Source organism: Exiguobacterium sp. s75, from assembly GCF_018617145.1.
GTDB classification, from domain to species: Bacteria; Bacillota; Bacilli; order Exiguobacteriales; family Exiguobacteriaceae; genus Exiguobacterium; species Exiguobacterium profundum.
Genome location: NZ_JACSJQ010000001.1, coordinates 250,775 through 265,964 on the forward strand (window position 1 = coordinate 250,775; position 15,190 = coordinate 265,964).

The 15,190-nt window shown below is 50.6% G+C and carries 18 protein-coding genes and 1 other annotated feature; all 18 genes read left to right on the top strand.

The annotated features are described in order from the left end of the window. The first annotated feature begins 5 nt into the window (after nt 1-5). The 18 genes from pilM to KNO68_RS01345 all read left to right on the top strand — a co-directional run bounded on the left by pilM (nt 6) and on the right by KNO68_RS01345 (nt 15,170). Complete coding sequence (gene pilM, locus KNO68_RS01260) at nt 6-1,577, top strand: pilus assembly protein PilM (protein WP_214730819.1); 1,572 nt, start codon at nt 6-8, stop codon at nt 1,575-1,577. Further along, nucleotides 1,574-2,281, top strand: a complete 708-nt coding sequence (locus tag KNO68_RS01265) for a hypothetical protein (RefSeq protein ID WP_074037502.1) — start codon at nt 1,574-1,576, stop codon at nt 2,279-2,281. The genes pilM and KNO68_RS01265 overlap by 4 nt, the downstream gene beginning before the upstream one ends. A 140-nt stretch (nt 2,282-2,421) precedes the next feature. Continuing rightward, on the top strand, nt 2,422-3,006 hold the full coding sequence (locus KNO68_RS01270; RefSeq protein WP_215111951.1) for a Maf family protein: 585 nt from the start codon (nt 2,422-2,424) through the stop codon (nt 3,004-3,006). 20 nt (nt 3,007-3,026) lie between these two features. Then, nucleotides 3,027-3,656, top strand: a complete 630-nt coding sequence (gene radC / locus KNO68_RS01275) for a RadC family protein (protein WP_015881143.1) — start codon at nt 3,027-3,029, stop codon at nt 3,654-3,656. Between the two features lie 431 nt (nt 3,657-4,087). Further along, on the top strand, nt 4,088-4,921 hold the full coding sequence (locus KNO68_RS01280; RefSeq protein WP_215111952.1) for a DUF2785 domain-containing protein: 834 nt from the start codon (nt 4,088-4,090) through the stop codon (nt 4,919-4,921). Between the two features lie 69 nt (nt 4,922-4,990). Then, nucleotides 4,991-5,431 carry a hypothetical protein gene (locus KNO68_RS01285; RefSeq protein ID WP_214757186.1) on the top strand — a complete coding sequence of 147 codons (441 nt, stop codon included), beginning with the start codon at nt 4,991-4,993 and terminating at the stop codon, nt 5,429-5,431. Between the two features lie 198 nt (nt 5,432-5,629). Continuing rightward, on the top strand, nt 5,630-6,667 hold the full coding sequence (locus tag KNO68_RS01290) for a rod shape-determining protein (protein WP_074037493.1): 1,038 nt from the start codon (nt 5,630-5,632) through the stop codon (nt 6,665-6,667). A 13-nt stretch (nt 6,668-6,680) separates the two neighbouring features. Then, nucleotides 6,681-7,571, top strand: coding sequence for a rod shape-determining protein MreC (gene mreC / locus KNO68_RS01295; protein WP_047795500.1), 891 nt, complete (start codon nt 6,681-6,683; stop codon nt 7,569-7,571). Nucleotide 7,572: 1 nt separating this feature from the next. Then, complete coding sequence (gene mreD / locus KNO68_RS01300; RefSeq protein WP_049759982.1) at nt 7,573-8,067, top strand: rod shape-determining protein MreD; 495 nt, start codon at nt 7,573-7,575, stop codon at nt 8,065-8,067. A 5-nt stretch (nt 8,068-8,072) separates the two neighbouring features. Then, nucleotides 8,073-8,741: a septum site-determining protein MinC gene (locus KNO68_RS01305; RefSeq protein ID WP_251024819.1), complete on the top strand. Its 669-nt coding sequence runs from the start codon at nt 8,073-8,075 to the stop codon at nt 8,739-8,741. 5 nt (nt 8,742-8,746) lie between these two features. Next, nucleotides 8,747-9,604 (top strand): septum site-determining protein MinD, encoded by an 858-nt coding sequence (gene minD / locus KNO68_RS01310; protein ID WP_015881151.1) that lies wholly within the window; start codon nt 8,747-8,749, stop codon nt 9,602-9,604. 43 nt (nt 9,605-9,647) lie between these two features. Further along, nucleotides 9,648-10,973, top strand: a complete 1,326-nt coding sequence (locus tag KNO68_RS01315) for a ribonuclease E/G (RefSeq protein ID WP_214684631.1) — start codon at nt 9,648-9,650, stop codon at nt 10,971-10,973. A 55-nt stretch (nt 10,974-11,028) separates the two neighbouring features. Next, nucleotides 11,029-11,101 (top strand) — a sequence feature (ribosomal protein L21 leader region). Between the two features lie 15 nt (nt 11,102-11,116). Next, a complete protein-coding gene (gene rplU, locus KNO68_RS01320; protein WP_015881153.1) occupies nt 11,117-11,425 on the top strand; it encodes a 50S ribosomal protein L21 in 309 nt (102 codons plus the stop codon). A gap of 3 nt (nt 11,426-11,428) precedes the next feature. Then, entirely contained in the window at nt 11,429-11,764 is a 336-nt protein-coding gene (locus tag KNO68_RS01325) for a ribosomal-processing cysteine protease Prp (protein ID WP_015881154.1), read from the top strand. A 12-nt stretch (nt 11,765-11,776) separates the two neighbouring features. Next, nucleotides 11,777-12,058: a 50S ribosomal protein L27 gene (rpmA, locus tag KNO68_RS01330; RefSeq protein ID WP_015881155.1), complete on the top strand. Its 282-nt coding sequence runs from the start codon at nt 11,777-11,779 to the stop codon at nt 12,056-12,058. Between the two features lie 66 nt (nt 12,059-12,124). Then, nucleotides 12,125-12,565 (top strand): Spo0B domain-containing protein, encoded by a 441-nt coding sequence (locus KNO68_RS01335; protein WP_215111953.1) that lies wholly within the window; start codon nt 12,125-12,127, stop codon nt 12,563-12,565. After that, on the top strand, nt 12,566-13,855 hold the full coding sequence (gene obgE, locus KNO68_RS01340) for a GTPase ObgE (RefSeq protein ID WP_015881157.1): 1,290 nt from the start codon (nt 12,566-12,568) through the stop codon (nt 13,853-13,855). A gap of 49 nt (nt 13,856-13,904) precedes the next feature. Beyond that, nucleotides 13,905-15,170: a hemolysin family protein gene (locus tag KNO68_RS01345; protein ID WP_353047654.1), complete on the top strand. Its 1,266-nt coding sequence runs from the start codon at nt 13,905-13,907 to the stop codon at nt 15,168-15,170. Nucleotides 15,171-15,190: the final 20 nt, after the last annotated feature.

Consider the following 15,190-nt stretch of genomic DNA (forward strand, 5'->3'; position numbering starts at 1 on the left):
CGATCATGAGTCGTGGGATAGAGAAAGGGACGGTCACGTATTTTTCGTTTGATGCGCTCAGCATCCACGGGGCCGTCATCAAACAAGGGGTGTTCAAACGAAGCGCCTCGGTTCAGTTAGCAAAAGATGCATACGGAGAAGGGAAGATTCTCGATGAGACGGCGTTCAGTCTCGCTTTCGATGAGCTCTGTCGCAAATTGAAAGTAAGACGCGGGATGACGTGTGCAATCGCATTGGACGAGACCGAGGTGTTGTCACGGAAAGTCGAGATTCCTTCTTCGATTCCGAAGGACGAGATTCGTGGCTACCTCTTCATGGAAATCGGGAGCTCGATCATCTTGCCGTTCGATGATGTGTCGTTCGACTACGAAGTGTTAGGAGAAGACGGAGTCAAGACGGACGTCATGTTGCATGCCGTTTCGATTGAATTGACGAAGTCGCTCCGTGCGTACATGAAAAAGCGTGGTCTCGCGTTGAAGAAGATCACGCCACGTTCTGTCGCGGTCGCCAATGGGGTCATACGTTTATCGGAGATTGATCCGCTTCAATCGACATTACTCTGGCATATCACGCCGTTTTCACATCAATTGCTCGTCCTTGAGGAAGGGCAGATTCGTTTCATCCGCTCGATCGAACTGGACCTCCCGTATCTAGTCGGGACGAAAGATGGTGTCGTGACCTATACATATGATGGGACCGGTGAGATGAAGGCTAATCAGTTGGATGACTGGTTGAACGAACTCGCTCGCTTCCTCGATTTCTATCGTTACTCGCTACGGACGGATGGTCGGGCCATCGATGAGTTATACGTCTCGGGAACTGTTCCGGAAGTCGATGATCTCGTCCGTATGATTCAGGCTGAGTCCCTCGTCTCGGTGACGCGTGTCGAGCAACCGCTCGCCATCGCTCACGGGACACCGCTATCGCATCAAATGTTGCCACTCCTTGGGATGGCGACGCTTCAGCGCGATCGGGACACGAACTTCATCAATTCGACGGACGTGACACTCCGTTGGCCGATCGTGACAGGTCTCGTCGCCCTTCTTCTCGGAGGAGGAGCGGCCGGATACTTGTACTATGAGGTCGACCAACTAAAAGCAGAACAGACGCGAATCGAAGAAGAGTTACAGCTCGTTCAAATTTACCAAACCGAACAAGTGAATTCGAAAGCGCAACAAGTGCTCTCGCTCGACCAAACCGTGACGGCGTTGACCGACATGGAAAAGGATGCGGTCCCAGCACTGCGCGCGTTGACTGAGCAGTTGCCGCCTACTGGCTACGTCTTGACGTATAACTACGCGGATGGCTCCATCATGAGCGTCCGAACTCAATTCGAGACGTTAGAAGACTTGAACGCATTCCAGCGCTCGCTCATGACCGATGAGCGGTTCCTCGACGTCAAACTCCTCGGTGTGACGACAGAGTTGAAAGCGGATGTGGATGCAGAAGAAGAGGAAAACTCATTAGAAGAAGATCCGCTTCCACGCTATATCGGAGAGTTTACGTTCATGTTCCAAGACGTGGAAGACGAGTTGACAGAGGAAGAGGACACGGATGAGGAGGTGGTGAGTCAATGAAACGTTCGACAATCTACGCGTTATTTGCGATTTGCCTCCTTGCCGCAATCATCGCACCGGCTTACTTTGGCTATACGTATTACGTCAAACAAGGAGAGGTCGAAGCGCTTGAGAGGGACCTCTCGCTCGAACAAACAAAACTGGAGTTATTGCGCCAAGAAGGAAAAGCCGTTGATGTAGCGGACTCTCAGACGCTTCAGACACGGGTTCCAACAGTTCCTGCCCTCGACACGGTCGTTGAGGCGTTGTCGCAGGCAAGTCTTCTTGCGGGTGTCAATGTGACAAGTATCGCATTTGCGGATGGCGTTGTGGCTGAGTCAGAAGTGCCGGAAACGGTCGAGCCGTTCAATCCGGCTGATGTGAGTGCGACGAATGAACCGGCTGAACCAACGGACGTTGCACCTGTCAACGCTTCTACGGTCCGTTCAACGGTCAACTTGCAAGCAGAGACGTATGAAGCGCTCGTCTCCTTCTTGGAGTCGATCGAGTCGATGAATCGGATTCACGTGTTACGGACGGTTCAATTTACCGGACCTGCCGAGACGGGACCGAATACGGTCGAAGAAGTGCAGTCGCTCGAGTTTACAGTCGAGCTTGATGCCTTCTATCGTCCGGACCTCGACCAACTCGTTCCAGACCGATACATTCCGGAACCGGCGTTTGAGCAAAAGGATATCCCGGTATACGACTATACGACACCATAAGTCGGCGCGTCCCTTCGCAATTGAAGGGGCGTGTTTTTCGTCGCGGGTAATTGTGTTTAGGAGGCACGTTGCCTACAATCAACAGTGAAGACCGAAACGGGAAGGAACGCCGTTTTGGAAGAAGAGAAGGAGTCGATACAATGAATTCAACACAGAAGCGTGTCACTCTCGCCTCGATGTCACCGCGACGTACCGAGCTATTGACGAAAGCAGGAATCAAACATGAGGTCATCCCATCGACCGTGATGGAAGGGACGGACGGTCGGGAGACACCGAGTGATTACGTCGCTCGTCTGGCCCGGGAGAAAGCGATGGACGTGGCAAGGCATCACCGTGATGCCATCGTCATCGGCGCGGACACGGTCGTCGTCTTGAACGGCATCATTTTAGAGAAACCGACAGACCGGGAGGATGCGAAACGGATGCTTGAACGATTATCCGGTTCGACCCATGAAGTGCTGACGGGTGTGAGCATCATCGGTAAGTCCCAAGATTTGTTCGTCACGACGACGCGTGTGACGTTCGCTGAGATTCCTGAAACCTGGCTAGCGGATTATTTGGATTCGACAGAGCCCTACGATAAGGCGGGTGCGTATGGGATTCAAGGATCGGGTGGTCTCTTCGTCGAAGGAATCGAAGGGGATTTTTATAATGTCGTCGGATTGCCGATCCATCCGCTCGTCAAGACGCTCGACCGGCATGGGGTGACGCCTCGCTTTCTGTGAACTTGAAAGTAGGTGAAGGAATGACCATGGTGCTTGACCGTAGTGTAGAGACCGCCATCGCCAGATTGCTTCAAATCGGAGGACGGGGACCGGACCCGATGGAGACGGCTCGTCGTATCTCGGACGTCTACCCGACGTTACGGGCGCTGTCACAAGCGTCCGTCCACGATTTATGCAAAATCGAAGGGATGACGAAGAAGAAGGCGGAGCAACTTCTCGCTGCATTCACGATCGGGATTCGATACGTCGAGGAACCGAAAGCAAGTATGCCGACGATTCGTTCGCCGCAAGATGCCTATGAGTTGTTGCGGGATGAATTGAGACTGTTGAATCAGGAGCATTTCGTCTGTTTGTATTTGAATACGAAGAACCAACTGATTGCGCGGAAGACGCTCTTCGTCGGAGGGCTCAACTCGTCAATCGTCCACCCGCGTGATGTGTTTCGTGAGGCGCTCAAGTTGTCGGCGGCATGCTTTATCGCTGTGCACAATCATCCGAGCGGGGACGCGACCCCAAGTCGGGAAGACATCGAGGTGTCCGAGCGATTGGTCGAAGCAGGCAATATCGTTGGCATTGCCTGTCTCGACCACGTCATCATCGGGGAAGACCATTACGTCAGCATGAAGCAGCGGGGATATATGAATGGGTAAGGAGTAGAGAGCAGGCATCGTGATGTCTGCTTTTTTGTGTTTACGAGAGAACTGGTACCTCATTAAATTTTGGATATAGTTGGAAAATGATAAGTGGAGATGTAAAATTCGAAGAGAGCAGAAATGATTATGAATTACTTTGCGCACGGGAGGTGTCTAATTTGTCTCGTATTACGATATGGAATGTGATCGGATGGGGATTTCTTCTTTTCTTAGCAGTCAGTAAATCCTTTTTCAGTGAGCAATTGTCCTTGATCACGACTGGTCTGGGCGGATTGATTTGTTTGATGTTGAGTTTGTGGATGATCTATTCCGGAGAAGAAGAGTTATCACAACATCCGAATGAAAGGTCTGAATGAACAACGCTATTTAAACTGTCATTTGGCTAAAGAGTAGATGATGAATCAAATTGAGAAGAGCGGTGTACGCATATGAATGTACTGTCGGAAAACGAATTAAAAGAAGCCCTTCAGATGATGAAAGATGGGGATTTGACGTATTACGAAAAAAACAAAGAAGCCATTCTCACCAGCATGGTTCAGCATATCGGGTCACCGGACGGCGAACTCCGTGATCGACTCATATACACGATGTTCTTTCGCTTCATCATCGAACAAAAAGACATCGATTTCGACAAGATGAGTGAACTCCTTGAGACGTCCTTGCATGCTCTTTTGTTTCATAGAATTGAGGAAACGCAGTCGGACGCTGTCTTCACGAGAGCTTTCACGACTCTATTGACGGCTTTGATTCTGCATCGAGACGTTGAAGAGGACTTTTTGACAGAAGACCAATTCCGGCTGGCAACAGAAGGTTTGATTCGATATCTTCAGCTCGAGAGAGATACAAGAGGTTATGTGAATGGCAAGGGATGGGCCCATTCGATTGCCCACGCGGCAGATGCGGTGGACGAACTGATCGCAAATCCGAAACTGGATCCAGCGTCATTTCCGGAACTCTTCCACGTCATTATCAATCAAATCATGCGTTCTGAGGTATTGGCGCATGATGAAGACGAACGTCTCATCCATCCGCTCCTACGTTTACTCGAACGAGGGATGGATTCTGAAGTCATTCATCGCTATGTAGAGCAGCTTCCACATCACTTAGAAGAATGTAAGCAACATCTTGATGATGAGGAAAAATATTGGTACGTCGTCCATAATGTGAAAACATTCTTGAAGAGTCTATATGTCCGTTTAAACGAAGAACAGCGGCATGATCTGATCCAACAATCTATTCTCGTCACACTGAAAAAGTCGTGATGTGATCAATTAAAGTAGTTTTCTCTAATCGAATCAAGATGTTGATTAGAAAACAAATGAGGTGTTTATATGGAAAAAATAATTTGGATACTGATGGTCGGATTATCGCTTTTTGTGAGTTACATACATCTAGGACCAACCATCTTCTCTATCGTTGTGTTCATCCTGTTTTTATTTGTGAGCACAGCGCTATTTATGCGGTTCGATCAGAACCACTGGCTAGACCGCGTCTCGCCGCTCGTCGGTGTTGGCGTAGGAGTTCTATCGCTCATCGCTTATCTCGGTATGATCGTGCTCTCTTTCAATGAACTCAATCAACTCGGCATCTGGACGGTACTCGTCCGCCTCCTGCTCATGTACATCGGAATTTACATTTTCGTCGTGACGACATCGAGCTTTTTGGCAGGAGCGACGCGACTCAAGCCATCCCGCTTCTTTCGGCCGGTGTTGATTTTCTCGGTATTCTTTTACGGAGCGATGTTACTGCTTCCGCTCCAACCGGGATTGTAACCGTTCTCTCCTTAGGCAGACGCTCACTTGCGTCTGCTTTTTTGATTTGCCTTTTTGCCGAAAAGAAGGCAAACTAATAGACGGTGAGACAGGACTGAGATGCGGTTATTGTAAATAACCTGTAATCGAATGAACGTTTTCAAACATGATTTTTCCGTTATAATAAAAAATAGTGTAATGAAGAGAGGAGCAACACCTATGTTTCGTAGTTTTAACCGAGAAATCGGAATCGACCTTGGAACGGCTAACACGCTCGTTTATGTAAAGGGTCAAGGAATTGTTGTTCGTGAACCGTCCGTCGTGGCGTTCCGCACAGATACAGGTAGAATTGAGGCCGTTGGGAACCAGGCCAAAGATATGATTGGACGTACTCCGGGGAACGTCTCTGCACGTCGTCCGATGAAAGACGGCGTCATCGCTGACTTCGAAACGACAGCGACGATGATCAAATACTTCATGGAGCAAGCTCAAAAATCAAAAGGCGGTTTGTTCTCATCGAAGACGAACGTCATGATTTGTGTCCCAAGCGGTATCACGTCTGTTGAAAAACGTGCCGTGGAAGACGCTGCGAAACAAGCAGGCGCTCGTGAAGCATACACAATCGAAGAACCGTTCGCAGCAGCAATCGGTGCAGGCCTCCCAGTTTGGGAACCGACTGGCTCGATGGTCGTCGATATCGGTGGCGGTACGACCGAAGTCGCAGTGATCTCACTCGGCGGCATCGTGACAAGCCAATCGATTCGTGTCGGTGGTGACGAAATGGATGATGCCATTATTCGTTACATCAAGAACAAGTACAACCTCATGATCGGGGAGCGTACATCTGAGACGCTCAAAATGGAAGTCGGTTCGGCGCGCATCGATGCATCGAACGAAGCGGAGAAGATGGAAATCCGTGGTCGCGACCTCGTAACAGGACTTCCAAAACAAATCGAAGTCACGTCTGCAGAAGTGTGTGAAGCTCTTTCGGATACAGTTGAAGCGATTTTAGCAGGGGTCAAGCAAACGCTTGAGCAAACTCCTCCAGAACTTGCGGCTGACGTTATGGACCGCGGAATCGTCTTGACTGGCGGCGGCGCCCTCCTCAAAAACTTGGACGACGTGATCTCAGACGAGACACACATCCCGACACTCGTTGCGGATGAGCCACTCGACTGCGTAGCGGTCGGGACTGGAAAATCTCTTGAAATGATGGACGTCCTCCGTTCGAAATCAGGCATCTCGTCACGTCGATGAGAGGTGAGACACGATGAGCCGATTCGTACGTAATAAAAAGCTCATCATCACGCTAATTGTACTGATCTTGTTTTTCGTCATTTTAGGTGTTTCGATTCGAGGACGATCGGAATCAGCCTGGTACCAAGATGTCACGCGTGATGTGGTCGGCACGTTCCAGCGAGTGTTCGCGGTACCAATCGGGTGGATGGACTCAACGGTCTCGTCCATCTCAGATGTCCGCGATATCTACGAAGAGAACCGCCAGCTGAAAGAACATTTGGCGAAGTACGCCGAGGTATCGGTTGAAGCGGATGATTTGCGCCGTGAGAATGAGGAGCTTCGAAAGATGGTCGAAGCAAGAGACGAGTCGTTACGTGACTTCGACCTCATTCCGGCGGAGGTCATCGGTCGGACACCGAACGATTGGCAACGCTACGTCACCATCAACGTCGGTTCAGAACGCGGCGTTGAAAAGGGCATGGCCGTGACCGCAGCGAGCGGGATGGTCGGTCGTGTCATTCAGACGAGTGCTTATACGTCGCAAGTTCAACTGCTCAGCGACAACAACCGGACGAACAACGTCTCGGCTGTGGTCAAAGATGCGGACGGCAAACCGACGTATGGGACGGTTGACGGATTCGACACGGAGACGAATGAATTGTTCTTCACAAAAGTATCGAATAGCGTCAAGCTGAAAGAAGGAGAAATCGTATCGACGTCTGGACTCGGTGGACGTTATCCGGCTGGACTTGTCATCGGTACGATCGAATCGATCGAGACGGATGAATATGGCGTCTCACAAGTCGCCCGGATTAAACCGGAGGCCGACTTCAATGAGTTCTCACAAATGTACGTGATTGATCGGACACTAGACGAACCGTTTTTAACGGGTCCCGAGGAAGGAGGAGCAGCGGGTGAGTAACATGAAAGTGTTCATCGCCCTGTTCCTCCTTTTTCTTATTGAAGGAACATGGGCATCGATTTTTTCTTGGCACTACGCCACGCCGTTTCTTTTGTTGACGTTGATCGGGTTGATGTTTGTCAGTCTGTACGGTCGATGGGAGACGGCACTCGGGTTTGGGCTTGTATTCGGACTGCTGTATGATATCGTCTACACCGACCTGATTGGAATCTATGTATTTACTTTTTCACTCATTCCTCTCTTAGCCAGCTTCGTGTTAAAATATATAGGTGAGAACTTCTTCTCCGTCACCATTACGTTCACGTTTATGATTCTCGTTTTCACCTTTGCGATTTACGGGATCATGGCGGCGATTGGTGGGACGTTGATGACGATTCAAACACTATTGGTTGAACAGATTCCAGGGACGATGCTCGTCAATGCCATCGCCATCGTGATTCTTTATTATCCGATGACGCGTTATGTGACGACACGCCCTGTTGCGAAAAGAGGGTAGCCATGATGGAGCGTAAACGACACATTACGATTAAAGGACATCGCAACGGCATTGCCATTCACTTCAATCCGAAGAGTGGCATCGACGAGGTGCTTACGGACTTAGAAGCGACATTACAAGAAATGGAGCCGCCGTCCGGAAAGATTGCCCTGAAGTTGCACGCGGGTACTCGTTATATTGACGAGGAGCTGTCACGTCAAATTCGTGAGGTCGTCGCTCGTCATGGCGTTTTTTATATTGAAGACTTGTCGAGCGATGTCATGTTGACAGAAGAAGCGAAAGCGACGTACGGCAGAAAGACATTCCACTATCACAGCGGGACGATTCGGAGTGGGCAAGTGTTGACGTTTGACGGTTCGGTGCTCGTGATCGGGGATATCAATCCCGGGTCAGAGGTCCGGGCGACAGGAAGTATTTATTGTTTAGGGACGATACGAGGAAATGTGCGCGCCGGTGTCGAAGGATGGGAAGAAGCGGTCATTACCGCGAGCCTGCTCCATCCGAAGTTTTTAGCAATCGGTGAACATGTACTCACAGCCGATGACGATGAAGAACTTCCTGAGATTGAGATGGGTTGTGCGTATCAGACGAGTGATGGGATTGAGATGACACGTCTCCGCCACGTCATGACAGGTCTGAAAGACGCATATGCAATGGAATTACAGAGAGGGTGAGTGGAATGGAGCAAGTAGTGGAGCCTGTACATACAGAAAAAGAAGTTAAAAACGGCAGAGCCATCGTCGTGACATCAGGAAAAGGGGGCGTCGGCAAGACAACGACGACCGCCAACATCGGGACGGGGCTCGCCTTGTCTGGACACTCGGTCTGTCTCGTCGATACAGATATCGGGTTGCGTAACCTCGATATCATTCTCGGTCTCGACAACCGGAGCATTTATAACCTTGTCGATGTCATCACGGGTCAATGTAAGTTGAATCAGGCGCTCGTCCGCGATAAACGCTTCGAGGAGATGTATTTACTCCCGGCCGCACAGTCGAAAGACAAGACGTCAGTGAATCCTGAACAAGTGAAGGAAATCGTTGACCAGTTGAAGACGGAATATGATTTCGTCTTGATTGACTGTCCTGCTGGAATCGAGCAAGGGTTCATGAACGCGATTGCCGGTGCGGATGAGGCGATCGTCGTCACGACACCTGAAAAGGCGGCGGTTCAAGATGCAGACCGAATCATCGGGATGCTCGAACAAGCGGAACATATCGATGCGCCTAAACTGATTGTCAACCGAGTCAAGAATCATCTCGTCGAATCGGGCGACATGCTCGACATCGATGACATCATGCGCATCCTGTCGATCGACTTACTCGGTGTCGTCATCGACGATGAGGAAGTCATCGCAGCCGCGAACCGCGGTGTCCCGGTCACGATGAATCCGGATAACTATGCCGGGCAGGCGTACCGGAACATCACGCGCCGTATTCTTGGCGAATCGGTCCCGCTCATGTCGATTCAGACGGAGACGGCACCGGTCGGCTTCTGGGCACGACTCATGATGAAATTTGGAATGAAAAAAGCGTAAAGGCAACGGAAGTTGCCTTTTTCTGTCGAAAGGAGTGATGCAGATGAAGCTAATCTACGAACGAACACCTTCCATCGAACGGGCGATGCTCGTGGACGGCGAACGATTACTCGAAGTCGAGGAACGGTTTGTCGACCAACTGTCGGTCGGGACCATCGTCGAAGCCGCAATTGAACGGATCCACCCGTCACTCGGGGCAGCCTTTTTGACGGATGGGGAGACGACATACTTTCTCCCGATCGCAGAGACGCTCCGTGCGCTCGCCTCGTATCCGGAAGTGCCCGCCATCGGGCAAGCGGCAGTCGTCGGAGAAAAGCGACTCGTCCAAGTGACAAAAGAAGGAATCAACGGCAAGCATCATAAAGTGACAGAGAACATTCGATTCGGTGGGCGATATCTTGTGTATTTCCCATTTGGACGTCGTCAACTGTTCAGCCGGAAACTCGACCTCGTCACGCAGGACCGCCTCTCAAAGGCGCTCGACTTAACGGAAGAGGAAGGGGTCTTATTTCGGACGGAAGCCGGACAAGTGGCCCCGGAAGCGTTACAGGAAGAACTGAATCGATTGCGTAACCGTTCAATCGTGGTGATCGAGCAACGGTTCGGGCAAGACGAGCTACTATGCGAACAATTCGTGAGACGTCATGCAGTCGAGTCCGTGCTGTTGAATGACAAAGAAGGGCAAACGCGACTCGAACGATTGGATGTCCCCGTGAAACGTCATATCGGAAAAGGGCGGATGCCTGAAGCGAAACGTCTCGATGGAGCCATCGAGAAACTGGAGAGTCGTGCCGTCTGGTTGGATGGTGGGGCGTTCGTCTTGATCGAACAAGTCGAGACGATGACCGTCATCGACGTGAATAGTGGCAAAAATGTCGCCGTCAAAGACAAGGGGCGTGCGGCCGATACCATCAATGAAGCCGCGCTCTATTCGATCATGGAGCAGTTGCGTCTGCGAAATATCGGCGGCATGGTCATCATCGATTTCTTACGTGGTTCAAAGGAAGGGCAGACCCGTCTCCTTAAAAAGATGAAAGAACTCGGGGCGCGTGACCCACGTCGGGTCGAGGTGTACGGCTTCACACGAATGGGGCTGTTCGAGCTGTCGCGGGAACGGACCGGTCGCTCGATTCAAGACCGGATGTTTCATGCCGGCAAGCCTTCAAAATTGGCCATCTTCTCACAGTTTGAACGGTCGCTCCTTGATTTGAATGATCAATACGAAGCGGTCGTGCTCTCACTCCCTAAGAAGTGGCATGACGCTTCCTGGCACGAATTTGACATCGAGGTGCATCTCGTCGAAGGGGAGCCGGAGTTCCTCTTTTATGGGACGTCCGAAGAATGTCAGAATTTCTTATCTCGTCGTTGACAATGATTAATCGAGAATGGTATTATCTATAACGTTAGTTCGTTTGGAAGCACCCAAATGGCTACAACCGCACAGAACGGGTTTTTAAAGGTTTTGCCCTGCCCAGGATGGCGAGTCTGAGTTTAACAAGGAGGTGCACGTATATGTACGCAATCATCAAAACTGGTGGTAAGCAAATCAAAGTTGAAGCAGGTCAAGAGATCTACATCGAAAAACTCGATGCTGATGTCGAAGGTACTGTAGAATTCGGTGAGGTTCTTTTCGTTGGTGGTGACGATGTTAAAGTCGGCGCTCCACTCGTAGAAGGCGCTAAAGTTGTCGGTACTGTGGTAAAACACGGCCGCGCTAAGAAGATCACTGTCTTCAAAATGAAAGCTAAGAAAAACTACCGTCGTAAGCAAGGTCACCGTCAGCCTTACACGAAAGTTCGCATCGAGAAAATCGAAGCGTAAGCTATGATTCGGGTCAAGGTAAGACGAGACGAGGCGAAGTCGATTCGCTCCGTCGAAGTGACGGGTCATGCCAATTTTGCAGAACCTGGTTCTGACTTGGTGTGCGCCGGTGTTTCAGCCATCATCTTTGGTGCCTATAACGCCGTCGAAACGCTTGCGGGTCAATCGCTTCTTGTAGAAATGGCAGATCAAACAGAGGGTGGTTACTTTTATGTCGAGACGTATCCTGACTTATCACCGCAGGATATGGAACGCACCCAACTGTTATTAGAAGGGATGCTCGTGCAGTTAGACACGATCGCCCAAAGCTACGGTGAATATATCCAAATTGAACAATAGGAGGTGGACCTCATGTTACAATTGAACCTTCAGTTCTTCGCTTCGAAAAAGGGAGTTGGTTCGACTAAAAACGGTCGTGACTCAATTTCGAAACGTCTCGGTGCAAAACGCGCTGACGGACAAACAGTTTCAGCTGGATCAATCCTTTACCGCCAACGCGGTACAAAGATTCACCCAGGTGAAAACGTTGGCCGTGGTGGCGACGACACTTTGTTTGCGAAAGTTGACGGCGTAGTACGCTATGAGCGTCTTGGTCGCGACAAGAAACAAGTGAGCGTTTACCCAGTCGCGTAAGTTGAACGACGCAGAAGACTCTAGCCACTTATTTGGTTAGAGTCTTTTTTTCTAGGAGAGGATCAAATGGATTCAGAACAGACACTCGAGCTCTTATCGACCGTCCGTCACGAATGGATGAATCGGCTTCAATTGATCTCGCTCTACGCGGCTCTCGATCCGACTAAGCTCGAAGAACTTTACGAACGCTATCGGAAACAGGCCGACGAAGAGAGTGCGCTCGTTCGTTTGAACGTGCCACAGACGAGCCTAGTCGTGATTCAAGCGAATTGGGAGGGACGGATGACGTATACGATTTCAACCGACCAACTCGCCATCGATGACGCGCGAGTGGCAGAGATGCTTGTCCGCTTGTTAGACAACACGGATGGGTCGATTCATGTGACGTTCACGGACGGACTGATGGTTCGCGTCACGGGCACTGTCCCGGACGATGTGAAGGCATCAGCCGATGTGTACGAACAGAACGTAGATACCACTACGTTTCACATAAAGGAGGGGAAATAAATGTTTGTCGATCAGGTTAATATTTTTGTAAAAGCTGGAGACGGCGGAAAAGGGATGGTCGCTTTCCGTCGCGAGAAATACGTTCCAGACGGTGGTCCTGCAGGTGGTGACGGTGGTCACGGTGGGGACGTCATCTTTGAAGTAGAAGAAGGATTGCGGACGCTCGTTGATTTCCGTTATTCGAAGAAGTTTATCGCCCATGATGGCGAAAAAGGGATGTCAAAAGGGATGCACGGACGTAAAGCGAAACCGCTCATCGTCAAAGTTCCACCTGGCACGATCGTGTTCGACGCCGAGACGGATACCGTCATCGCGGACTTGACCGAGCACGGTCAACAAGCGACGATCGCGAAAGGTGGTCGTGGTGGTCGCGGGAACTGTCGTTTTGCGACACCTGCCAACCCGGCTCCAGAAATCGCGGAGAACGGGGAACCAGGTCAAGAACGTGAGTTGCGTCTCGAGTTGAAACTCCTCGCAGACGTCGGTCTCGTCGGATTCCCGTCTGTCGGGAAGTCAACGCTTCTCTCGGTCGTCTCGTCGGCGCGCCCGAAAATCGGTGCGTACCACTTCACGACGATTACACCGAACCTCGGTGTCGTCAAGACAGCGGACGACCGTAGTTTCGTCATGGCCGACCTTCCAGGTCTCATCGAAGGAGCGAGCCAAGGCGTTGGTCTCGGTCACCAGTTCCTTCGCCATATCGAACGGACGAAAGTCATCGTTCACATGATCGATATGAGCGGTATGGAAGGACGCGATCCGTTCGAAGACTACACGACGATCAACCGTGAGCTCGAGTCGTACAACTTACGTCTCCTTGAGCGTCCACAAGTCGTCGTGGCGAACAAAATGGATATGCCGGACGCAGCGGAACATCTTGAAGAGTTCAAGAAGAAGGTAGGGGACGACGTCAAAGTCTTCCCGATCTCGGCACTCGCTCAAGACGGTCTTCGCAACTTGTTAATCGAAGTGGCGAACTTTGTCGATACGACACCAGAATTCCCACTCGATGAGCTCGAAGAGAAGACAGCGACGCCTCGTGTCGTGTATCGTTATGAGAAGGAAGAGAAAGGCTATCAAATCCACATCGATGAATACGATCGCTTCGTGATCACGGGACCTCGTATCGAGAAGCTCTTCAAGATGACGAACTTTGACCATGATGAGTCGATCAAACGATTTGCTCGTCAAATGCGTCAAATGGGCGTCGATGACGATCTTCGTAAGTTGGGTGCCGAGGACGGTAGTGTCGTGGCAATCCTCGACTTCGAATTCGAGTTTGTGGAATAAAAAAATTACTTGTTAAGAAGAAACGGAGTGTGAAGCTAACGTGGACCCTGTGCCCTCGTCAAGTATAATTCTATATGTAGTTCTCGTCATGTTGTCAGCGTTTTTCTCATCAGCAGAAACGGCGCTCTCGAGTGTGAACCGGGTCCGGATGATTCGGATGGCAGAGGATGGCGACAAAGCCGCAAAACGTGTCCTCAGTCTCGTCGACCGTTTTGATGATACCCTCTCGACGATTCTCGTCGGGAACAACATCGTCAACATCGGTTCGGCGACGGTGTCGACGGCCATCGCCACATCGATTTTCAGTGGTGGAACCGGTCTTCTCGTGTCAACGTTCGCGACGACGGTCATCATCTTGATTTTTGGTGAGATTTTACCGAAATCGCTCGCGAAAGAGTTTGCGGAGAAGTATTCGCTTCTCATCAGTGGAATCCTTGTGTTCCTCGTTAAAGTCCTCAAACCGGTGACGATGATTTTCACCGGCTTGAAGAAGTTGACGCTGCGGATGATCGGGATGAAAGACAAGGAGCCATCCGTCACCGAAGAAGAGTTGAAAGTGCTCGTCGATATGGGAGAAGAGGAAGGTGTGCTCGGAGAGACGGAAGCAGAGCTCGTCCATAGCGCCTTTGCCTTCAACGATATTACGGTCGATGATGTGCTGACGCCACGAATCGATATTCTGGCCGTCGACATCGACGATTCGCTCGATGAAATCAAAGACACGATTTTCAGTGGTGGACATTCGCGTTTACCGGTCTACAAAGACTCGATCGACAACGTCATCGGTGTCTTGTCAGAACGTGACTTCTTGCGTTCGATGATGAAGGATGAAGTGACGGATGTCCGTTCGCTCATCCGACCGCTCACGTACGTGTCACCGCAGACGAAATTGATTGAACTACTTCCGATTCTCCAGCAGAAACAATCTCACATGGCTGTCGTCCTCGATGAATTCGGGGGCACGGCGGGTCTCATCACGTTAGAAGACATGCTTGAAGAACTCGTCGGCGACATCTGGGATGAGCACGACGAATCCGTCGTCTATCTCAGACGTCTCCGTGAAGGGGTCTATGAGTGTATGGCTGACATGAACGTTGATGAATTCGCGGAAGAGATGGGGATTGCAGAACCAGACGTCGATTCCAACACGATGGGCGGTTGGTTCGTTGAATTGCTCGGCGACATCCCGGAGAAAGGTGCACAAGTCACGTATCAAGACATGACGTTCACCGTTCTCCATGTGGAGAAACGCCGTGTCCGGAAACTGTTAGTGGAGACTGGACAATCTCAGCAAGAAGACATGCAAGAAGCATAAACAAAAGGGATGATTCGCAC

Bases quoted from the DNA above. Each gene is read 5' to 3' on its own strand.
- pilM (WP_214730819.1), top strand. From the start codon at position 6: ATGAGTCGTGGGATAGAGAAAGGGACGGTCACGTATTTTTCGTTTGAT.
- KNO68_RS01265 (WP_074037502.1), top strand. From the start codon at position 1,574: ATGAAACGTTCGACAATCTACGCGTTATTTGCGATTTGCCTCCTTGCC.
- KNO68_RS01270 (WP_215111951.1), top strand. From the start codon at position 2,422: ATGAATTCAACACAGAAGCGTGTCACTCTCGCCTCGATGTCACCGCGA.
- radC (WP_015881143.1), top strand. From the start codon at position 3,027: ATGACCATGGTGCTTGACCGTAGTGTAGAGACCGCCATCGCCAGATTG.
- KNO68_RS01280 (WP_215111952.1), top strand. From the start codon at position 4,088: ATGAATGTACTGTCGGAAAACGAATTAAAAGAAGCCCTTCAGATGATG.
- KNO68_RS01285 (WP_214757186.1), top strand. From the start codon at position 4,991: ATGGAAAAAATAATTTGGATACTGATGGTCGGATTATCGCTTTTTGTG.
- KNO68_RS01290 (WP_074037493.1), top strand. From the start codon at position 5,630: ATGTTTCGTAGTTTTAACCGAGAAATCGGAATCGACCTTGGAACGGCT.
- mreC (WP_047795500.1), top strand. From the start codon at position 6,681: ATGAGCCGATTCGTACGTAATAAAAAGCTCATCATCACGCTAATTGTA.
- mreD (WP_049759982.1), top strand. From the start codon at position 7,573: ATGAAAGTGTTCATCGCCCTGTTCCTCCTTTTTCTTATTGAAGGAACA.
- KNO68_RS01305 (WP_251024819.1), top strand. From the start codon at position 8,073: ATGGAGCGTAAACGACACATTACGATTAAAGGACATCGCAACGGCATT.
- minD (WP_015881151.1), top strand. From the start codon at position 8,747: ATGGAGCAAGTAGTGGAGCCTGTACATACAGAAAAAGAAGTTAAAAAC.
- KNO68_RS01315 (WP_214684631.1), top strand. From the start codon at position 9,648: ATGAAGCTAATCTACGAACGAACACCTTCCATCGAACGGGCGATGCTC.
- rplU (WP_015881153.1), top strand. From the start codon at position 11,117: ATGTACGCAATCATCAAAACTGGTGGTAAGCAAATCAAAGTTGAAGCA.
- KNO68_RS01325 (WP_015881154.1), top strand. From the start codon at position 11,429: ATGATTCGGGTCAAGGTAAGACGAGACGAGGCGAAGTCGATTCGCTCC.
- rpmA (WP_015881155.1), top strand. From the start codon at position 11,777: ATGTTACAATTGAACCTTCAGTTCTTCGCTTCGAAAAAGGGAGTTGGT.
- KNO68_RS01335 (WP_215111953.1), top strand. From the start codon at position 12,125: ATGGATTCAGAACAGACACTCGAGCTCTTATCGACCGTCCGTCACGAA.
- obgE (WP_015881157.1), top strand. From the start codon at position 12,566: ATGTTTGTCGATCAGGTTAATATTTTTGTAAAAGCTGGAGACGGCGGA.